Annotated in this window: 21 protein-coding genes; 10 read left to right on the forward strand and 11 right to left on the reverse strand. The window is 45.5% G+C overall.

The features are described from left to right. Positions 1–123 precede the first annotated feature (123 nt). Genes OQJ86_RS10690 through OQJ86_RS10700 form a run of 3 tightly spaced genes read left to right on the forward strand, consistent with a single transcriptional unit; the run spans position 124 to position 5601 of the window. On the forward strand, positions 124–756 hold the full coding sequence (locus OQJ86_RS10690; RefSeq protein ID WP_038872281.1) for a DUF2760 domain-containing protein: 633 nt from the start codon (positions 124–126) through the stop codon (positions 754–756). Further along, entirely contained in the window at positions 756–2720 is a 1965-nt protein-coding gene (locus OQJ86_RS10695) for an Hsp70 family protein (protein WP_265987713.1), read from the forward strand. The genes OQJ86_RS10690 and OQJ86_RS10695 overlap by 1 nt, the downstream gene beginning before the upstream one ends. A 55-nt stretch (positions 2721–2775) precedes the next feature. Then, entirely contained in the window at positions 2776–5601 is a 2826-nt protein-coding gene (locus OQJ86_RS10700; protein WP_265987714.1) for an Hsp70 family protein, read from the forward strand. Between the two features lie 351 nt (positions 5602–5952). On the opposite strand, the gene OQJ86_RS10705 is transcribed toward OQJ86_RS10700, so the two are convergent. Next, positions 5953–6147: a hypothetical protein gene (locus tag OQJ86_RS10705; protein WP_005377692.1), complete on the reverse strand. Its 195-nt coding sequence runs from the start codon at positions 6145–6147 to the stop codon at positions 5953–5955. 86 nt (positions 6148–6233) lie between these two features. Here OQJ86_RS10705 and OQJ86_RS10710 point away from each other — a divergent pair, with 86 nt between their 5' ends. Continuing rightward, complete coding sequence (locus OQJ86_RS10710; RefSeq protein WP_005377694.1) at positions 6234–6920, forward strand: DNA-3-methyladenine glycosylase I; 687 nt, start codon at positions 6234–6236, stop codon at positions 6918–6920. A gap of 93 nt (positions 6921–7013) precedes the next feature. Here OQJ86_RS10710 and OQJ86_RS10715 read toward each other — a convergent pair whose 3' ends face one another. Then, complete coding sequence (locus OQJ86_RS10715; protein WP_265987716.1) at positions 7014–7991, reverse strand: Gfo/Idh/MocA family protein; 978 nt, start codon at positions 7989–7991, stop codon at positions 7014–7016. An 11-nt stretch (positions 7992–8002) separates the two neighbouring features. Further along, complete coding sequence (locus OQJ86_RS10720) at positions 8003–8290, reverse strand: putative quinol monooxygenase (protein WP_042601318.1); 288 nt, start codon at positions 8288–8290, stop codon at positions 8003–8005. A 103-nt stretch (positions 8291–8393) separates the two neighbouring features. On the opposite strand from OQJ86_RS10720, the gene OQJ86_RS10725 reads away from it, so the two are divergent. The 5 genes from OQJ86_RS10725 (at position 8394) to OQJ86_RS10745 (ending at position 14698) form a co-directional block, all read left to right on the forward strand. Continuing rightward, entirely contained in the window at positions 8394–9269 is an 876-nt protein-coding gene (locus OQJ86_RS10725) for a LysR family transcriptional regulator (RefSeq protein ID WP_038872261.1), read from the forward strand. Between the two features lie 332 nt (positions 9270–9601). Beyond that, positions 9602–10093, forward strand: coding sequence for a prepilin-type N-terminal cleavage/methylation domain-containing protein (locus tag OQJ86_RS10730; RefSeq protein ID WP_265987718.1), 492 nt, complete (start codon positions 9602–9604; stop codon positions 10091–10093). A gap of 271 nt (positions 10094–10364) precedes the next feature. Next, a complete protein-coding gene (locus OQJ86_RS10735; protein ID WP_265987720.1) occupies positions 10365–12104 on the forward strand; it encodes an ABC transporter transmembrane domain-containing protein in 1740 nt (579 codons plus the stop codon). 2 nt (positions 12105–12106) lie between these two features. Then, positions 12107–13885, forward strand: a complete 1779-nt coding sequence (locus OQJ86_RS10740; protein WP_265987721.1) for an ABC transporter transmembrane domain-containing protein — start codon at positions 12107–12109, stop codon at positions 13883–13885. A gap of 264 nt (positions 13886–14149) precedes the next feature. Beyond that, entirely contained in the window at positions 14150–14698 is a 549-nt protein-coding gene (locus OQJ86_RS10745) for a hypothetical protein (RefSeq protein ID WP_038872233.1), read from the forward strand. A gap of 47 nt (positions 14699–14745) precedes the next feature. Here OQJ86_RS10745 and OQJ86_RS10750 read toward each other — a convergent pair whose 3' ends face one another. The 8 genes from OQJ86_RS10750 to OQJ86_RS10785 form a co-directional block, all read right to left on the reverse strand. Beyond that, positions 14746–16968 (reverse strand): TonB-dependent siderophore receptor, encoded by a 2223-nt coding sequence (locus tag OQJ86_RS10750; protein WP_265987722.1) that lies wholly within the window; start codon positions 16966–16968, stop codon positions 14746–14748. Positions 16969–17194: 226 nt separating this feature from the next. Then, positions 17195–19171, reverse strand: a complete 1977-nt coding sequence (fhuB, locus tag OQJ86_RS10755) for a Fe(3+)-hydroxamate ABC transporter permease FhuB (protein ID WP_265987723.1) — start codon at positions 19169–19171, stop codon at positions 17195–17197. After that, the gene (locus tag OQJ86_RS10760; protein WP_265987724.1) at positions 19168–20043 is read right to left on the reverse strand and encodes an ABC transporter substrate-binding protein; all 876 of its coding nucleotides are present in this window, start codon (positions 20041–20043) and stop codon (positions 19168–19170) included. Before OQJ86_RS10760 ends, fhuB begins: the two co-directional genes overlap by 4 nt. Positions 20044–20055: 12 nt before the next feature. After that, positions 20056–20820: an ABC transporter ATP-binding protein gene (locus OQJ86_RS10765; protein ID WP_038872222.1), complete on the reverse strand. Its 765-nt coding sequence runs from the start codon at positions 20818–20820 to the stop codon at positions 20056–20058. A 398-nt stretch (positions 20821–21218) separates the two neighbouring features. After that, on the reverse strand, positions 21219–21434 hold the full coding sequence (locus tag OQJ86_RS10770) for a hypothetical protein (protein WP_038872220.1): 216 nt from the start codon (positions 21432–21434) through the stop codon (positions 21219–21221). Between the two features lie 98 nt (positions 21435–21532). Further along, positions 21533–22657, reverse strand: coding sequence for an HD-GYP domain-containing protein (locus OQJ86_RS10775; RefSeq protein WP_054756818.1), 1125 nt, complete (start codon positions 22655–22657; stop codon positions 21533–21535). A 239-nt stretch (positions 22658–22896) separates the two neighbouring features. Beyond that, positions 22897–24102 (reverse strand): aromatic amino acid transport family protein, encoded by a 1206-nt coding sequence (locus OQJ86_RS10780; RefSeq protein WP_038872212.1) that lies wholly within the window; start codon positions 24100–24102, stop codon positions 22897–22899. A 174-nt stretch (positions 24103–24276) separates the two neighbouring features. Next, a complete protein-coding gene (locus OQJ86_RS10785) occupies positions 24277–25467 on the reverse strand; it encodes an iron-containing alcohol dehydrogenase (RefSeq protein WP_045421400.1) in 1191 nt (396 codons plus the stop codon). Between the two features lie 178 nt (positions 25468–25645). Here OQJ86_RS10785 and OQJ86_RS10790 point away from each other — a divergent pair, with 178 nt between their 5' ends. Then, positions 25646–26143 (forward strand): hypothetical protein, encoded by a 498-nt coding sequence (locus tag OQJ86_RS10790; protein ID WP_038872208.1) that lies wholly within the window; start codon positions 25646–25648, stop codon positions 26141–26143.

The following is a 26143-nucleotide window of genomic DNA, read 5'->3' on the forward strand; positions in this document are numbered from 1 at the left end:
TATGCTACCATCCACCATCATTTTAATGTCTAAACTTGGTGCAGGTCGCAAAGCCGATCCTTTTAGTAAACACACCTGAGCCAATACTGAGCACCAGTAAATCAATAGAAAGAGAAAAATGTCATGAACATTGATTTGAACCTAATTCCTCAAACGTTCGATATGTTGCACGCAGGCCTTGCAGCTTCGAGTGTTTTACTTCTTCTAATCGCGGTATCTCGCAAATCTAAAGTGATCGAGAAAGTGGTAGAAAAACCAGTCGAGAAAATCGTCGAGGTTGAGAAGCCAGTCGAGAAGATCGTAGAAGTAGAAAAAGTCGTGGAAGTAGAGAAAGTCGTCGAGCGTGTTGTAGAAGTTGAATCTAAGCTTGCTACTGCATCTACAGACTCTGCAATGCAGCTGCTTTCTATCATGCAGCAAGAAGCTCGTCTAATTGACTTCCTAAAAGAAGACCTAACGTCATTCTCTGATGAGGAAGTTGGCGCAGCCGCTCGCGTAATCCACACTGGTGGTCAAAAAGTATTAAGCGACTACGTGACGCTAGCACACGTTCGTAACGAAGACGAAGAAACTCGCATTACGGTTGAAGAAGGCTTCAACCCACAAGAAATCCGCCTAACTGGCAACGTAACAGGCAGCGCGCCATTCAACGGCACGCTAGTTCACAAAGGTTGGAAAGCAACGTCAATGACGTTGCCTAAACTGGCTGAGAACTACGATGCATCTGTGATCGCTCCAGCTGAGGTTGAGCTGTAATGGAACACATGAACCAAGAAAACCATTCTCAAGAAGCATCTGTTGAAACTCAACAGACGCCTAAATTCAGTGTTGGTATCGACTTAGGTACAACACACTGTGTCATGTCTTTTGTTGATACACACAACGAAGACGCTCGCGTTGAAGTGATGCCTATCCCGCAACTTACTGCGCCGGGCACGGTAGAGACTCGTAGCCAATTAGGCTCTTTCCTTTACCAACCACACGAGCACGAAATGAACCCGCAATCACGCGTTCTTCCGTGGTCGAGTGAGCCAAAAGCTCTGGTTGGTGCAGTTGCACGTAACCTAGGCTCGAAAACGCCAATTCGCCTTGTTGCAAGTGCGAAATCTTGGCTTTGCCACGCAGGTGTGAACCGTCGTGATGCTTTCCTGCCAGCAGGTAGCCCAGAAGAAGTGGAAAAAGTATCCCCTCTTCGCGCGACAGAGCTTTACCTAGAGCACCTAAAAGACGCTTGGAATCACACGAATCCAAATCACAACCTTGCCGATCAAGACGTGACTATCACGGTACCAGCTTCTTTTGACCCTGCTGCCCGCGATCTAACTGCAGAAGCAGCACGCAATGTTGGTTTTGTGCACCTAACACTGTTAGAAGAGCCACAAGCTGCGCTTTACAACTGGATCGATAACAGCAACGACAAATGGCGCGACGAAGTTGAAGTTGGCGACATCGTGCTTGTGGTCGATATCGGTGGTGGTACAACCGACCTTTCTTTGGTGGAAGTAACCGAGGAAGACGGTAACCTAACTTTGAACCGTATCGCGGTAGGTGAACACATCCTACTTGGCGGTGACAACATGGACCTTGCGCTTGCGTACCGCTTGAAGATGAAGCTAGCGCAAGAAGGCAAAGAGCTACAGCCATGGCAAGTTCAGGCAATGACGCACGCATGTCGTGACGCGAAAGAAGCGTTATTGAACGACAGCGAGCTTCAGTCAGTGCCAATTGTAGTACCAAGCCGAGGTTCTAAACTGCTTGGCGCAACGCTGAAAACAGAACTGACGCAAGAAGAAGTACAACAAACACTGGTTGACGGCTTCTTCCCTCAAGTTGCGATTACTGATCACCCTGTTCAACGTAACCGTGGTGCACTAACGCAAATGGGTCTGCCTTACGCACAAGATGCAGGCATTACTCGTCACATTGCTGCATTCTTGTCTAAGCAAGCCAATGCTCTTTCTGCTTCAGGAAATGGCGCAGAAGCAGCAGCTCAAGATTTCAATCCATTCGCTAATATGCCTGGTATGCCAGGTGCGGATGCAGCGCAATCGGCTAACTTCATCAAGCCAACCGCAATCCTATTCAACGGTGGTGTTCTGAAATCGAAACTTCTAGCAACTCGTCTAGAAGACACGATCAACGAATGGCTAATTGAAGCAGATGCTGAAATGGCAAAACGCCTAACAGGTGTGGATCTAGACCTTGCAGTTGCTAGCGGTGCAGCTTACTACGGCTCTGTACGTCGTGGTCAAGGCGTTCGTATCCGTGGTGGTATTGCTTCGGCGTACTACGTGGGTATCGAAAGTGCAATGCCTGCGATTCCGGGCATGGCGCCTCCAATGGAAGCACTTTGTGTTGCACCATTTGGTATGGAAGAAGGCTCAAGCGTTGACGTACCAAGCCAAGAGTTTGGTTTGATCATCGGTCAGCCGGTTAACTTCCAATTCTTCGGCTCAACGGTTCGTCGTGATGACCTAGCAGGTACTCACCTAGACTACTGGGCACCAGAAGAGCTTGAAGAGCTTCCAGAAATCCAAGTAACGCTGCCTGTATCTGAAGGTCGTCGTGAAGGTGAAGTGGTTCCGGTAACCCTAGCCTCTCGCGTCACAGAGCTTGGTACGCTTTACTTAGAAGCCATTGCCGCTGATAACGGTCAAAAATGGCATGTTGAGTTCGATGTGCGCGAAGACGCGAAAAGCAACTCAAACGAAGAAGAATAAATAGAAATCAAACGGCATCCAATCGGGTGCCGTTTTTAAATACACGAAGGTTTGTATGGCATCTCCTCGTTTTCTTGTTGGTATTGACCTTGGCACCACAAACACTGTTGTGGCGTACTGTGAAATCACCGACAACCTTGAACAATCCGAAGTATTCCTATTCGACATCGACCAATTGATTGGTCCGGGTGAAGTGGTTCGTAAACCATTGCTGCCCTCTTTCCGCTATCACCCTGCGGTTGGTCAAATCTCCCCCTCTGACCTAACACTCCCTTGGGAAAACGAACCGGTATCTGGCGACATTAGTAATGTGATCGTGGGTGAATGGGCTCGTGAATTAGGCGCTAAGGTGGAAGGACGTCAGGTATCCAGTGCTAAAAGCTGGCTATCGCACCAAGCAGTGGATCGTAGTTCAGACATTCTTCCTTGGGCTGGTGCGCAAGACGTAGATAAAGTATCCCCCGTCATTGCCAGCGCAAGCTACCTCAACCACATTCGTCAAGCATGGAACTACCGTCACCCTAGCAATAAGCTAGAAGACCAAGATGTGGTTGTGACCGTTCCAGCGTCGTTCGATGAAACCGCTCGTAAGCTTACGCTTAAAGCCGCTGAGTTGGCAGGTTTGAAAAAAATCGTCCTGCTCGAAGAACCACAAGCCGTATGTTACGACTGGTACGCACGCCACCAGCAAACCGCAACTGATGAGCTCAAAGAGTTGCCACTGATTCTGGTGTGTGATGTGGGCGGTGGTACTACCGACTTGAGCTTGATTGAAGCCAGTTTCTCTTCTCAAGATGAACTAGCCCTTGATCGTATTGGTGTTGGCGAGCACTTGATGCTTGGTGGTGATAACCTCGACTTAGCATTAGCACACCTTGCGGAAAGCCGCCTTTCTCAAAATAAAGGGGAACAAAGTAAGAAGCTCACTGCAGCAAGCCTGACTAAGCTGATTCAGCAAACTCGCAAGGCGAAAGAAAACCTACTTTCAGCGAGTGCACCTGAAGAAGTAAAAATCACCATGCTAGGCAGCGGCTCAAAACTTCTTGGCGGAACAAAGAGTATTGGGTTGAGCAAACAAGAAGTGCACCAAATCGCTTTGGATGGCTTCTTCCCGCTTTCTGATTTCAGCGAAGTACCAGATAAACGCCGCAGCGCGGTTGTCGAGTTTGGTCTTCCATACGTTGCTGACCCAGCAGTGAGCAAACACGTTGCCGAGTTCTTAACGACTCATCAGCAAGTGTCTCGTGCCGCTCTTGGCATTGAAGACGACAAACAAAATGCAATTCCAGTCGGTTTGCTACTCAACGGTGGTGTGTTCAACAGTGAGCTTGTGACTGAGCGTGTCACTACCCTACTGTCCGATTGGCGCGGCGCTCCGGTTACGGTATTAGATAACCCACATCCAGATTGGTCTGTTGCACTAGGTGCCGTTGCATTTGGTAAAGCACGTCGTGGCGCACAACTTAAAATTGGTGGTGGCGCAGCGCGTTCTTATTTCTTGCATCTTCAAGAGAAGAACAAGATGGGCAAAGCGCTCTGTTTGCTTGCAAAAGGTACAGAAGAAGGACACGAGATACGCTTAAGTGGTCGTCGCTTCTCACTTACCCTAGGTGAACCTGTTCGCTTTAACCTGCTAACTTCTACCCACGATACCTTAACCAATAACACCGCTATTCAAAACGGTGTGATGGTTGATGTTGACCCCGACTTGTTTGCTCCTCTTCCACCTTATATCACCACTCTCGAGGGTGAAGGCGCCGAACTGCAAGCCAACCAGAAAGAGCGCGTAGAAGTACAACTGGCGTGTCAGTTGACTGAAGTCGGCACACTTAAGATGGAATGTGTCAGCGCAGAAGACGACAGCAAACGCTGGGAGCTGGAATTCGAAGTTCGTAACAAGCAAGCCGACGACAGCGAACAAGTTAAGCTTCATCCTAAACTGAACGAATGTAAGGAGCTGATCGCTCGCCTTTACAGCGGTAATAAGAAAAGCGCGGAAAGCAAAGAGATCAAAACCTTAGCCAAAGATCTTGAGAAGAAACTGGGCAAACGTGACGAGTGGGATTTCACTACCCTACGCCAACTTTTTGATACCTTTGCACAAGGTCGTAAACGTCGCCGTCGTTCTGAACAGCACGAGAAAAACTGGCTTCGTTTGGCGGGCTTTGCATTGCGTCCGGGCTTTGGCGATCCAACCGACTCATGGCGCATTGAGCAAGTTTGGGGGCTCTACCAGCAAAACATTCAGTTTAAGAACCATCAAGGTTGGACTGACTGGTGGGTATTCTGGCGTCGTATCGCAGGTGGTTTAAGCCAAGAGCAACAAGAGACCATCTTGGCGGACATCGCGAAATACCTACACCCTGGCGCGATGAAAAACCCACAATCCGCCAAAACGGCACAAGACATGGGTTATGAATCCATGGTTCGATTAGCGGCATCGCTTGAACACCTAGAAGTCGAAGACAAAGTTCTATTGGCAACTTGGTTCTTGAGCAAAGCCATCAACCATAACCAGTTCGAACAAGCACACTGGTGGGCAATGGGTCGCTTGGCATCGCGTACGCCTTTGTATGGCAGCCAGCATAACGTCATTCCTCGTGAACAAGCGGAACAGTGGTTACCTAAGCTGTTAGAGCAGAACTGGCAGAAAGAACCAATGATCGCTTTCGCAGCCGTAATGATTTGTCGTAAGACGGGCGACCGCCTATTCGATATCTCAGACGACTACCGTGAACAGGTACTGGCTAAGTTGAAGCAAAGCAAGGTACCTGAGTCTTGGGTATCACTGGTTGAAGAAGTCAAAGAGCTATCTGAGAGCGAATCGAAGCGTATCTTCGGTGATGCACTGCCAAGCGGTCTAACGCTGGTAAACAGCTAAGCTCCCATGCTTATAAGCGCAACAAAGCCCTTCGAGTGAAGGGCTTTGTTTTACCTGATTCTACTTGCTGACGAAAGACGACTCATAAGGGTCTGTTGATCTTTTGCGGTTAAATTTTGTTCGAGATAAAAGCGTTTTAATCGCGGCGAGAGGTTTGTAGCCTAGTTATTCTAAGCAAAATCCTCTCAACAAAGAGTAAAACGCTTTTAGCCGAACCCGTCGGGCAGCGTTTGTGGCTCCTTTCTACTGCGTTATCGGCTTATCAGGTAGGGCAACTACATTTCAAAGCCTCTGCCTTGTATAAAGAACCCACAAACTGCTGCAAAAATCAGCTCAAAAGGTCAACAGACCCTAATTCATTTCCGTATTGATCACCACATCACGCGTTTCATTATCCATATCACTGATGCCGACCACTGAGATTTCACGGTCAGATAAATTCTCAATCATGCTGTCTTCTAACCCACCATCGGTCATCCACGCATAAAATTTTTCTGCAATACGATCCGAACCTTCCCCGACAAATGTTAATGTGACCTTCTTCATTTGTGACACTCCATCAATTTACGATTCAGCCACTTAAGCGTAGTATGTTTCGCAAATATCGACATAAACTAGGACTAACTTCTTTTATGAGTATCGAAAAATTTGACGCGATTTATCAGCGCGCTGCCGAGCGTAAAGGTGGTGAAGATCAACTTGAAGCGCTTTTGTCTCATCCACTAAGCAAAGAAGAATTGGCAGCGATTCCCGACGACCGTTGGCTGGCCGCTTTTTCGATGAAAGTATTCCAAAGTGGGATTTCGTGGAGCGTGGTACGCAACAAATGGCCGAACTTCGAAGAAGTGTTCTTTGGGTTTAAGATTGAGCCGCTATTGATGCTGTCAGACGAGCAATGGGAAACCAAAGCAACCGACAAACGCATCATTCGCCACCTCACTAAAGTCATGTCGATCCCTGCTAATGCTCGTATGATCCACGAAGCAAAAATCGAATACGGCTCGTTTGGCAAAATGGTTGCCGATTGGCCGCAAGAGAAAATCACCGACCTATGGGCATATTTGAAGAAACGCGGTAATCGCCTAGGTGGAAATACCGGCCCTTACACACTGCGTCAAATGGGTGTTGATACCTTTATCTTGTCTAGTGACGTCGAGGCTTACCTGCGCAATTGCAAGATCATTGAGGGTGGCAAAGATACGAAAAAATCGCTCGATGCCACCAACAAAGCGTTTGTTCAATGGCAGCAAGAAAGTGGTCGAAGCCTGTCTGAGATCAGCCAAATCATTGCGTTCAGCACCGGCGATAACCGAATTTAATCCAAACTGGACACAAAATAATAGCGGCGCACTAATCATTGTATTTAGTGCGCCGTTTCTATCTTCATTAGTCTATTTCACTTAAGTGCAGACTTACTTTGAAGCTAGTGATTCCCACTCAGTCAGTAGCTGCATAATACGGTGAGAGTCTTCCCATGTTGCGCAAGGGTTTTCTAACGAGGTACGCCCCTCTTCAACCGCTTGGCGAATATTGCGCACTTGATAGAAGAATGCGTCCCCACCTGCCGGAACAGACACTTCACGCTTCGACGTCTCGTAAATTTCCACGCTAAACTGGTTTTCTTGCGTTGGTAGCCATGGATTCGAGTCTAACGTAATACAGCCTTTACTACCCAGAATGGTGAACTGGTGTTTCAATCCATGATCTTCGGCAGTGTGTACGCTCGCCGTTTGTTGCTCACCGAATTGCATCATCAAGTTCGACTCGCAGATGTTCCCATCGTTACCTCGTCGACCAATCGCCGTCATAGAGCGGTTTCCAAAGGCTTGTTCACCCAACATGGTTTTCACCACCAAATGCACCAATGACATTGGGTAGCAACCTAAGTTATACAAAGCACCTTTGCTGTCTGGATTAACAAACTGTGCAATCGACGCAATATAAGAAGAATGAATCGAGCGAAGTTCACCAATCTCTCCCGATTTAAGCACCGAAACCAACTCGCTGATCAACGGGTGATGTAAGTACATTAAACCTTCAGCAAAGAATACCTTGTGTGTTTCAACTGCTTTTAGTGCCAACTCGGTTTTTTCCATATCTACCGAAAGCGACTTTTCACACAGGATCGCTTTACCCTGTTCTGCCGCTTTGACCATAAAGTCATGATGAAGGTGATTTGGCAATGCGATATAAATAATGTCGACTTGCTCATCGGCAATCAACGCATCGTAATCGTTGAACGTATTCTCGACGCCATATTGCTCAGCGAATGCCTTTAAGTTCTGCTCCGAACGCCCAGCAGCCGCGTACAGTTCACTCTTGTCATCGCCTTGGATTGCCTCAGCCATGACACCTGAGATAAAGCTTGTGCCTAAAATGCCCCATTTCATGTTCGCTTCTCCTATTGAGCTTGGGTTTCGAATGCTTGGACTAACTCTGCCATTTCAGCCGCAATAAACGCTTGTGTATGCGGCATAGCAAAATGCGCTTCAATCGCGGCACGGTTTTCATATCGCTCCCAAAGAATCACACGTTGTGGTTCTTTCGAATCGTAGGTCGCATTCGCTTGCAAGCATCCCGCTTCGCTTTGCATATCAAGGCAAAATTGTTCGATGGCTTCAACCACTTGTTGTCTTGGCTTATCGACATTCATTTTCAGCTCGGCGGTAACAAAAATCGTCTCGCTCATGATGGCTCTCTTTCTCCATTCTTAATCATACGTCCACTGTAATTAACCTCATTTGATTGATAAACTCTGCTTTAGTTATTTCTTTATCAACTCTGAGTGTGCAATGGATAAATTAACAAGCATGAAAGTTTTCGCTTACGTGGTCGAACATGGCAGCTTTCGTAATGCTGCACACCACTTTGATATTTCACCGACCATGGTTGGCAAGCACGTGGGCTTTCTTGAGCAAAGCTTAGGTACACAGCTGATTCATCGCACCACGCGCAAACAGTCCCTGACCGAAGCTGGCAGACTCTACTATCAAGAGTGCCACCGTATTATTGAAGACATCACCAACGCAGAGAACCTAATCCAGACGCTGATTAACCGTCCAACCGGAACAGTAAAAGTTAACTGCCCTGTCACTTATGGTAAAAAGGTCATCGCCCCCATCGTGGCTGACTTCTTAGCTGAATTTCCCGATTTGAACGTTGAGCTGATGTTGGATAACAACTTGATTGACCCATATCGAAGCGAAGCTGACGTGATTATTCGAATCGGTGAATTGGTCGATTCGTCGTTAGTCGCGAGAAAATTGGGTGAATACCACATGACTTACTGCGCCTCACCCTCTTACCTTGAGCAACATGCCCCTATCCAATCGCTTGATGACTTAGCGCAGCATCATTGTTTGGGTTTTCAGTATCACCAAGGAGAAAGCCAACAAGTGGTGAATATGCCATCTAATACCTTTGGAAACAGCAACACCCGATTAACGTCTAATAATGGCGATGTACTTAAGTTTGCCGCGTTAAAAGGCTCTGGTGTTCTTCTGCAACCAAAGATCTTAGTTGAACAAGAAATACAATCTGGCGCATTGATTGAAATTCTCCATCAACATGCTCCCAAGCCAAAACCGATCCACCTACTTTACCGTTCAAAACAGCTTTCCCTTAAAAATCGCACGTTTGTCGATTTTGTTCTTTCTGACACTAACTAATCCACCTCTCGTCGCCAAAAGCCGATTTCATTTACCATGACAAACTTCGCTGGTACATCAGTGATAAAAATGTCAAATTCATCAGAGGGTGTGCACGATTGAGGACATCATCTTCAACACCTTATTCCAACGTGTGTTTCACCTCTTCTTGTTGAGAGAAAACTTACTTTTTGTGTGAGAATGAATGAATTTCTTCTGTAATTTTAAGCAACTTGTTTAATAAACAAGAACCATGTTATTCATCCAAAAACTTCATTCTTTTTCAATCCTCTCCCAGCCATAATTTTGCTCCAGAATAGCAGACGATAAAAATGCAAATTTGGAGGTTGGCTGTGCGTAATACAAAAGGTTTTACACTGATAGAATTAGTGATTTGCATCGTCATTCTTGGCGTATTGAGTGTCGTCGCATTTCCCAAGTTTCTGGACATTCAAAAGGATGCGAGAGTCGCCGTGCTTTATGGGGCACGTGAAGCTTTAATGACAGCAAATAATCAGGTGTACGCTAAAGCCGTTATTCAATCTCAAGAGCAAGTCGATTCAGGTGATCTTAAAAACATCGACTTGGACAATGATGGTGTGAAAGATTTGATTGGTTATTACGGTTATATCAAGAATGTGATTCCCGCTCATGATTTAGCAGGATTTGATCCGCAATTAACGATCAATCGATGGTATGGGGTTGAAGACGAAAATGAACCCTATTTCCTCATCGGTTTTGCTAACAAGCCTGTAGACATCTTTCACCTTTGCTATGTTGAGGTATACTACCCACATACAGCCGGTGGTCAAATAAAGTACGAAATTAAAACTGACGACTGCTAAAACGCCTTAAAATGGGCTTCAAGAGACTTACTTTTGAAGCCTTCCCTCTTTTACACGACAGAAACCCGCAAAACCAAGCATTAACATAAATTTCACAATATTTTGTTACATCCGGTCCTTACAGAGATAGATAAAGCTCTAAATCAATGCACCATGACAAAATCGACACATTGTATTGTTTTTTATTTCGCTCAAAAATTATGCTTGTAAACTCATCATTTCGCTCAATAATGGTTCCATAATAAATTCAATCATTTAAGCAGGAGGCGAAATGCGAATATTCTGGCAATTGCGTTGGTATTTTCGACAAAAGTGGAAACATTATGTAGGTTCAATCCTATTATTTGCTGTCATTTCCGCCCTGCAATTAATTCCTCCCAAAGCGGTTGGTATTATCGTTGACGGTGTCGTCGATAACACGCTAGAAACCCGTACCTTAGTCATGTGGTTATTGGGCCTTATCGTGTTGTTTTTTGCGATATATGCCTGTCGAATACTCTGGCGTATATGGCTATTTGGCGCGAGTTGGGAATTAGGGACCATTTTGCGTAATCGCCTGTATCATCACTTGTCGACTCAACCTCCTCGTTTCTTTGAGCGTTTTAAAACTGGTGACCTCATGGCCCGAGGCACTAATGACGTGCGTAATATCGTGATGACCGCTGGAGAAGGTGTACTAACGGCAGCTGACTCACTGATTACTGGCATTGCAGTACTGATTGTGATGGTCACTCAAGTCAGTTGGAAGCTCACTGTCATGGCGTTGTTACCAATGCCATTCTTGGCGGTAATTATCTTCTTCATTGTTCGTATTCTTCATAAACGCTTTAAAATTGCCCAAGAAGCCTTCTCTTCAATGTCAGATATGACGCAAGAATCTCTCAATGGCGTTCGCATGTTGCGTGCTTTTGGATTAGAAAACCAAGAGCAACAACGCTTCGAAGACGTCGTTGATGATACAGGCGCAAAGAACATTGCAGTTGCAAGAGTGGATGCTCGTTTTGATCCTGCCATCCAGATTACCATTGGTATGTCATTCTTCCTAAGTGTGGCTTCTGGCGCTTACTTGGTAGATAAAGGCGACATCACTTTGGGGGACTTAACCGCATTTACCATGTATCTCGGCTTAATGATTTGGCCAATGCTGGCCTTTGCATTTTTGTTTAATATTCTTGAGCGTGGCTCTGCCGCTTGGAATCGCCTACAAGAAATCTTCGATGAACAACCTGAAATCATCAGTGGTGAGAAATCGTTAGGTAAACAGCCATTACCATTGAACATCAAAATTGATGAATTCTATTGGTCTAAGAATTTACCCGCCGCACTAACCGATTTATACGCCACATTAGAACCTGGAAAAATGTTGGGTATTGCGGGACCGGTTAGTAGTGGCAAATCAACGCTGCTGACTCTCTTGCTCCGTCAACATGATATGGATAATGGCACGATTCAGTTCGGTGACATTAACATTAAAGATGCCGTATTACCTGAGTGGCGAAATCGTTTTGCCGTCGTTAACCAAAGTCCTTTCCTATTCTCTAAATCGATCTTCGACAACATCGCTTTAGGTAATCCAGATGCGTCGAAAGACGAAGTCTACCGCGCGGCAAAATTGGCGTGCATCCATGACGATATCGAAAAGTTTCCTGAAGGTTACCAAACCGAAGTGGGCGAAAAAGGCGTTACCCTTTCTGGCGGTCAAAAGCAACGTATCGCGATCGCTCGTGCGATGTTATCAAATGCTCAGGTTCTCGTGTTGGATGACGCACTGTCTGCCGTAGATGGCCGGACAGAACATCAAATACTTAAGAACTTAGAAACTTATTATCGTGACCAGTCGCTGATTGTCATTGCCCACCGTCTAACGGCTCTAGAGGCGGCTGAAGAAATCATCGTACTAAACCACGGTCACATTGGAGAGCGCGGACAGCACAAAGCGTTGCTTGAACGTCAAGGCTGGTACGCTGAAATGTATCAGTACCAAAAACTTGAACAGGCAATGGAGGACTAATCATGAAGCAATCAACAACATTTAAGCGGTTAATGTCTTACCCATTGTCTCAGCCAAAGCCAATGATTAAAGGGCTTTCTCTGCTGTTTATTGCAGCGTTAGCTAGTGCCGGTGGGCCTTGGTTGATCCAATACTTTATCGATGAACATATTGCCAAAGGCGACTACTCGCGCGATATTTTGATTTCGCTCGCGGCTGGTTACATCGCTTTGCAAATCATCTCCGCGACCTTCCAATACTTTCAGTCGCTACAATTCAGTATTGTTGCAACCGATACGATAAAAACCATTCGTAAACAAGTTTTCTCTGGTGTCATCAAACAACCGCTATCAGCATTCGATTACACACCTGCAGGGAAGCTGGTTTCTCGCATCACTAACGATACGGAATCGCTTCAGCAGTTTTATGAACTGCTTATCGCGACGGTGGTGAAAAATGTTGTCATGATCTTAGTCATGCTTGGCGTAATGACTTACATGAGTTGGAAGTTAACACTGGTTGTGTTGGTGCTACTGCCTATCGTCGTTGGCTTTATGTACCTATTCAAACAGATGAGTACCGAGAACTACCGCAACATGCGCGATTTGCTCACCGATATCAATGCGAATTTAAGCGAATCAATCCAAGGGATGAGTGTTGTTCAGCTCATGCAACAAGAAGCGCGTTTTAACAAGCAGTTTAATGACCTAACCGAGCAGCACTTGGTTGCTTCTAAAAAGGTGATTCGTTTGAATGGCTACTTATTGCGCCCGTTAATGGACTTGTTAGCGGGCCTCGCCCTACTCTCTTTGGTGGCTATCTTTGGTTTCAACGGTATCGAACTGATTGGTGTGGGTGTGCTTTATGCGTTCATCAGTTATCTTGCTCGTGTTACCGAACCTTTAATTGAGATGACCCAACAATTGGCATTGCTTCAGCAAGCGCTCGTATCAAGTGAACGTGTGTTCGAATTGATCGATGCGAAAGAGCAAACTTACGGTGATGACCATCAGCCATTAAGAGCTGGATCAATTGAGCTTAACAACCTGACTTTCAGTTACGACGGAAAACAAGACGTATTGAAGGACATTTCTTTAAAGGCCAACCACCAAGACTTTATTGCGCTTGTCGGTCATACCGGAAGCGGAAAAAGTACCCTAGCGTCCCTGCTAATGGGCTTCTACCCAGCAGAGTTCGGTGAACTGCTCATTGATGGGCGCCCATTAAAGTCGTTAGGTAAAGATGTCCTTCGTAAAGATGTGGCCATGGTTCAACAAGATCCGCACATTCTCCCAGCAAGCGTGCGAGAAAATATATCTCTGAGTAGACCAATGGAAGACGCTCAGATTTGGGATGCTCTTGAAAAAGTCGGATTAGCTGAACAGATTCGTCGTTATCCGAATGGCTTGGATACGCAACTTGGCCAAGGTGAAACCAATCTTTCGGCAGGCCAAAAACAATTGCTTGCACTCGCACGTGTATTAGTGGCGAAGCCAAAGATTCTTATTTTGGATGAAGCGACTGCGAACATCGACTCGGGGACCGAAGCGTTGATTCAGAAGAGTCTACAAGTACTTCGCCAAGACATGACACTTGTGGTGATTGCCCACCGTTTATCGACCATTTTGGATGCCGATAAGATCATCGTCTTACACCATGGTGATTTGGTAGAAAGCGGAACCCATAAAGCACTATTGAAGCAAAATGGTCGTTACGCGCAAATGTACCAACTTCAACAAGCAAACCGCCATATTCAGCAAATTGAAGAAGAGGACGATAAGCAGTTCGAGGAAGCTGTTTAAACAGCTCAGAGCGCACATGAGCACTTACGTCAAGCCCGTTTTAACGAAACGGGCTTTTTCTTAGATGCAAACTTTCATTCATAATCTAAACAATTTCTTTATTTCTTACCTATTATTGACATAACCCCTCGCTATTATCAGCAAGGTCGTTGTAAAATCGCGCTAACTACCGACGCAACCTATTCAAACAATACCTGTTTATGACGTTTGTGGGTTTGTGTTTGCGAATTTTCACATTGCATATTAATTTCATGACAGAAGTCCATGGACCAAGATAAGTTTACTAACATCTATCGCTTACCAGGTTCGTTACAGATACGAATCGCTAAGTGGCAAAAGACCTTTCGCGGCACATCTGATTTAGTTCTTCATCAGGTGCTAGTGGAACGTAATAAGCAATTTAAGAAGCCGAGCTTTTTACCGAAGAGCTGGTTTATCACGCCTATTGACGAGAAAGATATCACCATCACTCATCATGGTAAGTATATCCAGACGGTAATGCGTACTATGCTCGACAGAAAAGTGTCGTACAAACGCCTTTTCTTATCACGTATGGACGCCGAAAAAGGCGAAAACGTGTTGCGTGAATATAAGCTCGAATGGGTGAGAAAACACAACCAAATCGCAAAGAAATACAACCAAATAAAGAAAAAGCAGTACATGAACTTTGCAAGGGAAGAAGAAGAAACACTATACCCTTCCATTCCTAAAGGAGAGTTCGATAAAACGCTTTGGAACAAGTTGGTGGTTTCTAGTTTTGGACCAGAGAAGAAATACAAAAACCCCCACTACGTCCGTAAAGCTGATTTCTAAAAAATCCCCCGACTGCTCGGGGGGGTTTTCGTTTCGCTCTCGATGATTTACCAATCGTAGGTAAGAATCGCAATCACATTTCTGCGATCACCATACCAACAGAAGCCGTCACACGTCGCAACATACTCTTTATCAGCTAGGTTTTTCGCCGCCACCTGAAGTTTGTAATCACCAATACGATAGCTTACCGTCGCGTCCATCAAGAAATAGCCTGGGACCTTCAACGTTTCAGTGTTGTCACCGTAGGATTCACCCGTATATCGAGCACCCAGCCCGAAAGCTAAACCATCAAAAGTTCCTTCAAGGAAACGGTAATGTGCCCATGCAGAAGATACCGTGTTTGCTACTTGAGACGGCGTATTGCCAACCCAAGATGTATTTACATCCTCTTTGATTTCCGAATCCACATAAGCGATGTTACCAAGCAGAGTTAGTGACGGCGTCACGTTAGCAACCGCTTCTAATTCGAGTCCTTTGTTCTCTACCTTACCAATCTGAGTCAGCTCGTTGAGGTAAATACGAGCGAGGTTCTCTTTAGTTGCTTGATATGCAGCAACGTTAAAGTAACCATCAAACGAACGAGGTTGGTATTTCACACCAACTTCAAACTGATCACCGCTTTCCGGTTTAGCGGGTTTACCAGCACTGTCCTGTTGAATGATTGGGTCGAAGTATTGTGAGTAACTAAAGTAAGGCGTAAATCCAGAATCCGTGATATACGCAGTACCTAAGCTTAACGTCCACTCTTCATTATCCACTTTGGTGCGTGAGCCTGTGGTTACGTTATGTACTTCATTACTCGTATTGTCATAACGCGCCCCCAATAACACAGCCCATTTATCGTTGATCAACATGTGATCTTGAAGATAGATACCAAGCTGTTCATTATCCACCTTAGTACGTTGTTTATCTGCGTCCGTTAGCGGTTGAAGTGTGGTTGAGTCAAGTAACCAAACGTTGTCTGAATAATTTGGGTTAAACACATCAAAACGTGGGTCAGGCAGCATACCAATTGGCGTTGTTAAGATAGCGTCACCGTCCGCAACCAATGGATCACTGGCAAAGTCTTTGCCATCAATGCTCACCATTTGGTAATCAATTCCCACCATGAGGTTGTGTTCCACACTTCCCCATTTCATATTGTGTATCAGACGGTTATCAATATTAAACGCGTCTGATGACCCCTCTTCTGTGGTCGCTGCACGTAAGATACTCTTACGCTCGTTAAGCGGGTCAAGCAATGGACCTAGCCCTGGAACATCTGCTGCATACACATAGGAGTACATCTGCCTCAGGTTCACCTCCATTTGGCTGTAACGCGTCGACTGCACAAAAGACGTAGTGTCGTTAAACCTGTGTGAGAACTCGTAGCCTAAAGAAAGCTGTTCACGCTCGAATGTTTCCCAATCCGTGTTTCCTATTGCAAGGCTATCACTGATCTTTCCATTTTTGTTTGGCTTTAATGTCCCCTCAACAGGTAAGAATTGCAGATACGGGTCGGAGTCATCTTTCTGGTAGCTAGTCAGCAAGGTAATTTCCGACATATCTGTAAATTTGTACGTCAGTGACGGAGCAATTAAGAACCGCTCAGCCTCGACGCCATCAACACGCGTGCCATTTTTTCTCGCCAGACCTTGAACACGGACCGCGAGCTTTTCATTCACTTCGGAGTTCACGTCTAACGAAATTTGCTTACGATCTTCAGAGCCATATTCCAGAGACACCTGGCCAGAGCCACCATCAAATTGTGGGCGTTTGCTTACTAGGTTGATCACCCCACCCGGTGGGTTTTGGCCATAAAGAACAGAAGCTGCACCGCGCAACACTTCTACTCGCTCTAGTGCAAATGGGTCTATCTGCCAACTGTAAAAACCTGATGAGTAAAGACGAGTGCCATCTTGGTACAAGCCGCTGTTTGCCTGTTTGAAACCTCGGATGATAAACCAGTCTTGTTTGTTATCTTCACCAAAGTAGTTGGTTTGAATGCTTGGCGTATATTGCAACGCATCTGAAACACTGATGGATGCGCGATCATCCATTTGTTCGCGAGTCACTACAGAAACCGCGCGAGGCGTTTCATTGATCGCTAAATCCATTTTGGTTGCAGTGCGACTCTTAGCGCCAAGATAGCTAAAGTCGGGACCAACAGCACTGTCTTCTTGCAGGCCAATAACAACCAGGTTTTCATCTTCTTGAGCAAGCACTTGAGGGGTAGCTAACACCATTGCAATAGCCATTGACGCTGGTGTCAGCATAAACTGCCGATTCATTATTTTCTCCTTTAGTCGGCAACCTTTCCAACCTTTTATAAGCAATATCAACGCACGAATACGATGAGGTTGGTTCCGGCATAACCACTGTTTTCCATAAATGCAAAAGCACAGAATGTGTTTTGCGAGCACTACTTAGTGGGTGATGAGAGCGATCACCCAGTCATAGAATTCTTATCAGTTGTCTTTGTTTGGGTTCGTCGTCTTGCCCAGTGGATTTAAACTCTTACAAACGACGTAACCCCCACATTAGGTACAGGCCCCCTATGATTGAGGCCATGAGACCTGCGGGTATCTCTTGAGGGTAAAGTACTTGCCTGCCTAGCCAATCTGCCAACAGCATTACGCCAGCGCCAATTAAAGCCGCGCACAACATATGTTGAGATGCTTTATTAAATCCAAATAGACGTGCCAAATGTGGCGCAAGTAAACCGACGAAGCTGATAGGACCGACGACCAACGTTGCACTCACAGTGAGACAAGCGACAAGGAGTAACAGAACGGCACGGGAGCGATCTACATTTAGCCCTAATGCCTTTGAAGAAGAAGCGCCAATTGGCAAAATATCCAACCATCTTACACACACAAAGCTCAAGCCGATGAAGGTCAACGCCGACACGGCCAAAGGCAGCAAGGTATCCAAAGAAACGTAATAAGTAGAGCCAGAGAGCCAAGCTAACGCCTGATAACTACGTGGATCACCGGTAGCCAAAATAAAACTTTGTATCGCATTCATCAGCGCAGTAATCGCAATGCCTGTCAGCAAAATGCGCTCTGGTTGGAAGCCAGATTTTCTATTCAGTAAAACGATTACGAATATCGTAAGTAAAGCGCCGATCAAACCACCTATCGACAAAGTAACCACAGACGCGCCAACGCCAGTAAACATGGCAATAATTAAGCCAATTGCCGTACCAGAACTGATACCGATAACTTCAGGGCTGGCCATTGGATTGCCACTTAAGCGTTGAATAATGGTTCCTGCTATCGCCAACATAGCACCTGCAATCGCCGCGGCTAGGAGTCTTGGCGTTCGCCATTCTAAAAATAGCCATTCTTTAGTCGAGAAAAGCGACGTCCAACCTTGATTCTGTACAGAAACCGTACTGAAAAGAACCACGCCCGCCAGAATAATCAGAAAGGTAAATGCGATGGCGTGTTTATTCAGCTTATTGACTCGTTCGGAGTGTCGAGTAAGCACCATTTGGGTATGCCCTTGTGTCTTTTGCGACAACCGCGGCAGTAACCAAAGTAGGAGCGGAGCACCAAGCGCAGCCGTTGCAGCTCCCGTAGGAATAAAGCTAGCCATTAGACCGGGTAACTGCTGAATAACCAAATCGGTCAATGTCAATAACATTGCGCCGATCAACATCGATATCCAAAGCTTGTGCTTGATCTGATGAACACCAATTAAACGCGTGATTGCCGGAGCAGCTAGACCGATAAAACCGATGATACCAACCGTCGCCACCACCCAAGAGGTAATCAAAACCGCTAAACCCAGACATACAAATCTTAGTTTTGCTAGAGATACACCTAAGCTTTTTGCTCCCTGTTCCGATAACTCCAATAAAGTTAATGGCTTAGCAAACAGAAATGCGACCAGGCCGGCAATCGCGACACGTGGGGCCAAATAGCGAAAGTCATCCCACCCACTTTGAACTAAAGAACCTGCTCCCCAAATCATCAATCCATTAAGCTTCTCGGTATTCATCATCAAAATGACCGTACTTAGCGAAGCAAAATACAAGTTAATTACCAGACCGGAAACCACAACAACGGTTGGAGACAAAGCGCGTCGCCAAGATAACAACATCACCAGCGCCATAGACGTAACACCGCCAATCAACGCAACAAGGTTGGCTGAAAAATCCAGCAACCAAGAGGCGAATAACGTCGCCAACATTAAGGTAAAATTCGCACCACTTGCGACACCAAGTGTAGTTGGTGAAGCCAGTGGATTACGCAAGACTTGTTGCATCAATACGCCAGCGACCGCCAATCCTGCGCCCGAAATAATGGTCGTGAAAACTCGCGGCCACCAGCTAAAATGCAGTAAAACCGAATCTATCGATTGAAAATTTGGTTGCCAAAGGCTTTTCAGCGCAACCGGAAATGCCGCTGTGTTGTGCAGATGAACCACACCAACAAACAGAGTAAGTGCCGAAAGTAACACCACCATCGTCAAAGGAACGGTTTTCATTCACGTTGCTCCTTTTCTTTTTCTGCAGCCACTAAGTGCGCAAATCGAACAGCAGAAGGCATCGAACCAAAGCTCCAAACGGGAGCGACTCGCATAACGGGATGGCCTGATTGCTCAACAATGTATTGCCAGAATTTATCACTCGCGAGTTGCTGCTCCCCTCCATGAGGAAGTGGCTCTACAATGACGATCTGTGCTGAGATTCCTGCCAATTTATCAATCCCAACCATGTTAAATCCCCAACTGTTGGTTTCTTCTTTCCATGCGTTAGAAAGACCGAGCTTGGCAATCGCCTGAGAATAAAGACTGTTTTCACCAAAAACGCGTACGTGCTTGGTATCCATAAATTGAATCATTAATAAAGGAGCAGAATCTGCATCTATCGTTTGCTTGAGTTTGGAAAGTTGCACCTCAGACTGTGCTATTAGAGTTTCCGCCTGCGCTTCTTTTCCCAACTCCTTTCCAAAAGTAAGGGTAAATTGAGTGAGTACCGACCAATCCGTAATGCCTTTACCATAGAGATCGATGGTAGTCACAGGCGCGATATCAGCAAGGCGCTCTTTCATAGCAGAGAAATAAGGCGCAATAAAAATACGATCCGGCTTGAGTTCATAAATACGTTCGATATTAGGTTGCGTCCTCAAACCCACATCTTTGGTTTGCACTGGCAACAATGGCGCTTTTACCCAAGCATCGTAATCTTGCCCTTGCGCAACTCCCACAGGCACAACACCAAGTGCCAACATGGTTTCAGTTTGGGTCCAATCGACAGACATAACTCGTTGCGAGGTTGCATCAACTGGGAAGGTTAAAAAGAGAGCCGTAAGGGAGGCTACGTGCTTTAACCAAGAAAAACGAAGTATGCGGTTCATTGTCGACTCCGCTTAGCTTGGCATTGCTACTGGATATCCAGCGGGGTGATCTGAAATACGCATTTCAATGCCATATATTTCTTTCAGCTTGGGCTCAGTGAACACTTGTTGAACATCACCTTGTGCAATCAAATCACCTTGATGTAGGGCTACGATGTGGTCACAGAAGCGAGCGGCTAAATTGATGTCATGCAGAACAATGATGACCCCTAATCCAAGCTCTCTACTTAACTTAGCGATCAAAGAAAGCATATCGACCTGATGGCTAATATCGAGCGCCGACAGTGGCTCATCAAGTAGCAAGTATTCCGTCTTTTGAGCAAGTAGCATGGCCAGCCACACACGTTGTCGCTCACCACCAGAAAGCGTGTCGACTAAACGATCAGCATATTTCAACGTTCCAGTCATCTCCATCGCTTCTTCGACTATGGTTTTGTCTTTTGCACTTAAACGCCCTAACAAGCCATGCCATGGATAACGACCAAAACTGACCAAATCACGGCTAAGAATACTGTCCGTCATCGGTAAGTGTTGGGGTAGATATGCGATATGTTGTGCGAATTTTTTTGCGGAAAAATGATTAATATTGTCGCCGTGCAACAAAACATCACCGTCACTGTATGCCTGCTGCTGGGCTAACAACTTGAGAAGCGTGGATTTTCCTGAACCATTGTGGCCAACGAGCGCGTACGTTTTTCCAGTTTCAAACGTCAAATCAAATGCTTTCAACAGAGACTTTCCGTTAATGTTGAACTGAAGAGCTTTGGCTTCTAACATCCCTACTTCACCTAATCCATTTAACTATCGGCATCGGTAATGCGTGATTAACCCATTCACCTATCCGTTACGTTTCATTATTTTATTCAACAAAACGATTAATAAGCTTGGCTTTATATAACAGGGCAGATACAAATGCAAACCATTATTATTATCATTAGTTGATTATTTTATAAATTTAAAAGATGGTAAGGATCGGTGATTCAGATCGAGTGCGCTCCTTGCTTATCGATAAGGAAGATAACCAAGTGACTTCAAGAAGCAGGATTCAAAACGAAGGGGGAATTTACGTTTCGAGACGATTGGGCAAGCGGCTAAGTGATAGGCACTTGCCCATAAGATGAATTACGCTGCGGCGGTGAGAAAAAGTGGATGAGGTCCGCAGCCGTTTGATGACATTAGTGACGAGCGTCAGCGCCAAATTCTACTTCTTTATAGATATCGGCCAGCGACTTCTTACCTTGTCTGTCTTTGGCTGAACGCTTCTTAGGTTGGTAATAATGCTCTTGGTCATGCAAAGCTTCTTCGTGTTCTTTTGCAGACTCTACGAATTCATCATTCGCAAGTGCTTGTTGGCGTAAGCGGTTTACTCTTTCAAGGGTTTCCCACAACATACTTCACCTCCAAACGAGTTACTGTATACATATACAGTATTGTTTATAATGACCTCCTAGTCAACATTTGATTCCCTTCACGGTTTACTCCTCTACTTTCACATTAATCCCATGCCTGCATAATGCTCTGGGTATTTATGGATGATTTGCTTTAAGTAATCTTGATGATCACGTAAAGCGTTGACGCATTCTCTTGATAACAATCCCTGATACACAAGCTTTTCTAACTCTAATAACGCATATGGGATCGACCACGCCTGACGATATGGATGGTGGGTAGTCATCACATCGAACACGTTAGCGACAGCGACAATTTTGGCCGCAATAGGAATATCGATGTCCTCCAATCCATACGGATAACCCGACCCATTTAAGTTCTCGTGTTGATATGTCATGATTTGGTGGAACAAGGTAATGCTTGGATGCACAGGGTTACCAATTCTCGCAACAATGTTATCTGCGGCTTCTATGCATTGTTCGATGTGCTCTTGTAGTCGCGATTCTTGCTCGCGAGATAAATGATGGCGACGGCAAACAATGTCGGCTGGTAAAGCGGTCTCACTCAAAGAGTGATATCTCGCAAACATCCCAATCTGCTCCACCACTTCATCACAGAGTTGGTAACGGTCGGCAATGTGAGTGGCGATCACTTCACTGTAAAGTCCCATCCTCTTGCTATGAGAAAACACTTCGGGCGAATAGCCTGGCATCAAGCAGTGCATCCGTTCTGCAAGTATTTCGATTGCATTAACCACATGGTCCTCCGATTCCACAGCAAACTGTACCATTTCGAAATACGGTTTGAGGCCATTCAGCGCTTCTAAACTAAAGGCATTTGGTTGGATGGAGTTGAGGAACACAAAACCAGTAAAGGTTTGCTGATCATAGCAAGGGACAGCAACAGAGGAGTGATAACCGTGTTTAAGTAATGTCTGAACACGTGAGCAATGGTTGATGTCGTAGAGATCGTTAACCACACGAGGGACGGCGTTATCAGCCGCGAGACTAAGATTGTGAAGCTTGCGCAATGGCGCTTCATGATGCGCTAGACACCAAGTATCAAACTCACTTTCAGCAAAAGATTTTAGCACACCTTGCTTAGGGTGATATTTGGCAAACGACACCCTATCAATGCATGGCAAATGGACCTGCATCCTATTTTTCAATGTTTGCATTTGCTCATTAAGCGGCTTTGCAAACGGGTAAAAACTCCGGTGCGCCATACTTCACCTCCACACCCAAGTAGAGAAATACCGAAGAAAAGGCTCATTAAAGTCAGCGTATTTGATGTGATTAGAGCGGCTTTTCTCCACCTAAATTATCGACATACCACAGTCTAAGTGTACGAAATAAAAACAGTTTTCCGCCAATATTTTCACCGAATATTCTACGGTAATTTAATCCAGATCAAAAAAACCAGTGCGCTGTAACACACTGGCTTTCGTTTTATTCACTGTTTCTATTAACCAAGCGCAGGTAGCACTCCCAGAGTAATCAATACTTGTGCCAAAACAATGCCTGTTCCTACAATCCCCGTTACCGCCAACGCACCTTGGCCTCCTGCAACGCGGTATTCACCAGTAAACTCTTCAGAGCGACGTACTTTCACCACCATCACCAGAGGTAAGAAAATCGCAAGGATTGCCAACGCAATTGCAGCGTAACCTAATGCCATAATAAAGCCTTGTGGGTAAAACAGTGCAAAGCCAAGCGGTGGCGTAAAAGTTATGACAGCCGCCACCAAACGGTTTGGTTTTTCACTATCGCCTTTGATGGTGTCACCCAAGAATTCAAACAGGCCTAAACTCACTCCCAAGAAAGAGGTCAGAAGAGCTAAGTCGGCAAATACACCAACAACACTGCCAAGATTGGACTGATGAACCGTTTGAGAAAGCTGTCCAATCAGTGCACTCAAACCACCATTTTCAACCAGTGTTTCTTGGCTTACGACGCCTAAAGTGACGATCTGCCAGAAAATGTAAATCACTAATGGAATGGTCGAACCCACAATGATCGCTTTACGTAGCGATGATGTGTCGCCGTCTAGGTAGTTCACAATCGCCGGAATACTGCCGTGGAAGCCAAACGAAGTAAAAATAACTGGGATGGCGGCAACAATCAGTCCTTGCTCTACAGGCATGCTTAATAGGTAAGATTCGGTCACATTTGGCGCAAGAAATGACAAGACTGCAATCATGGTCACCATTTTAAGACCAAACAGCACGCGGTTTACTTTGTCTACAGTGCCAGTACCCACTGTCACAACCATGGTCACAATAAGAGTAAAAATGATGGTTGAAGTCGAACCTGAAATATCTAGACCAAACCATTCGGTGAGTCTGTCACCAAACTGAGCACCACCACCAGCGATATAAGCAGCACACAATGAGTAAAACAAGAAAAGCATGGCAAAGCTTGCAACCCACTTGCCCTTCTGACCAAGAATTTGTTTCGCTAGAGTATGAAGAGTTGCACTGCTATCGGCATACTGATGAAGCTCCAACATCAATAGCGCGGTAAACGCCATTAATGCCCACAGACCTAGCATGATCAGCAAGGAAGTCGTGAAACCAATACCCGCAGAGGCAAGAGGAAGTGCCAGCATACCGGCACCAATTGTAGTCCCTGCAATAATCAGGGTACTACCAAACACTTTAGATCGACTCATTGTATATTTATTTTTACAGCTTAATAAGATTTATTAGCATCAGATCGGGCAACGGCACCATAAATCTAACACCATGTTCGTAATGAAGCTGATTCTGTAGGATCTTTAGAATAATATCAAGCAAAGTGTAAGGATAAAAAACCACTACTGTATATTTTAATTTACAACCATATCTTAAGTGCGAATTTCAGAAAGTAACTGAGCACATTCTTGCTCATTCATGAATTTGGGTACTGGGTAGTTCCAATGCGCTTCTTTCAAGATCAACGCCACTAACTCTTCTGTGTCCGAACTGTTAAGCACTGGTGTGTGTTTTTCGATGCCAATCACTTCATACAACTCTTCGATACGATCGAGAAAGTTTTGGGCACTGGCAGAATCGGCGCTACTTCCTAACAAGGCGTCACTCAAAGCAATCAGTTGTGGCTCTATCTCTGGCAGCGAAAACTTAAGAACCGGTAACAAAGCAAGACCATTCGCCATTCCATGAGGCAATCCATATTTTGCTCCTAAGTTATGGGCAAAGGCATGAACGTAACCTAAGCTCGCTTTGGTGAACGCTAACCCAGCATAATAAGACGCCATCGCCATTTTATGCCTTGCTTCTACGTCTTCCCCCTGTTCTACCACTTTAGGCAAATACTTAAAGATGAGTTTAATGGCTGCAACGGAGTAGGCTTTTGTTTCTTGTGATGCATTGCGGGATACATACGCTTCAACAGCGTGCGTCAATGCATCAATCCCCGTATCCGCCGTAATCTTTGCTGGTAAGCCCAACAACAGATCTGCATCCAATGCAGCCATCAATGGCACGAGTTTAGGGTCCATTAACGGCGTTTTAAGGTGGGTAACGGGGTCGGAAACTACAGCGGCAATGGTCACCTCAGATCCTGTACCCGATGTGGTTGGGATAACAAATAAAGGCGCTGGTGTTCTCCAGACACGAAACAACCCCGCGAGTTTTTTGATGGGACGCTTATTCGTCACTTTAGCGGCAATCACCTTGGCACAATCCATTGCCGAGCCACCACCCAGCGCTAAAATCGCATCGCATCCGGATTCCAGATAAACATCTAAGCCACGTTCAACATGGTCATAAGTTGGGTCTGGCTTCACCTCTGAGAATACAACAACCTCTAATCCTTTAGAGCTTGCGCGCTCTGCAACTTGCTCTGCCATTCCGATCTGGACAAGCCCCTCATCTGTCACCAACAACAATCGCTGAAAGCCCAGATCGCTGACCGCCTCACACAATTCATTAACGGAGCCAGAACCCGAAAATAGCGTTGGCTTTGGCAGAGGAAGAACGTGAGCGGCCACTTTGAGTCCATTGGTATAACCGCGATAGAGAAAATGTTTCAGCATACAAATTCCTTTTGTGTTTTGGCTGAGCGTATGACTTAGTCATTCTAGATGTTTTTTCAATCACTTCGAGATCGAGAGCTCACAGAATCTTGTATTTGTTTCTCTCACAGCCCAACCCGACCAAACCAATGATTATCGACTATTCTATTACTTATGTACCAACGCTTGAGGACATGCCATGGGATACAAGCTGTTTGCTCTGATGGCCTTTTCTGGCTCAGTTTTCGCGAGTTCATTAGCGAGCTTTCCAGAAAACCTCGACAGACTTGTGCTTGTAAAACAGAGCGTTATTCCGGCCAGAGATGTAGTGTTGCCACCAAACACACCCACTTTTGTGCAAGAAACAGTGAAGATGTACAACTGGACGAATCAAGGAAGAGGCACAAACCTGAGCATATATGTCCCAAAACACAAAGTAGAAGCTTATAAAAAGCACGGCCCATATACCGATGGCTTAACGGCAGTTGCGATATACGAAGAAGAAAACATTATTTTTGTCACCGAGCATCTTGCTGGTGAAGCGCTTTACGGGAGTTATGATCGGCAGGGAAACGACATATCCGATAGTCACCCCTCTCTGAGAATTGAAGCTTGCTATCGCTGTCATAACGGATACAAAGACATCTGCGTCAATGGTACTTGTGCGGTGCCCATCATTGATGTGTTTAATGAGTAA

The organism is Vibrio sp. Sgm 5 (assembly GCF_026241575.1).
In the GTDB taxonomy this organism is placed as follows: Bacteria; Pseudomonadota; Gammaproteobacteria; order Enterobacterales; family Vibrionaceae; genus Vibrio; species Vibrio jasicida.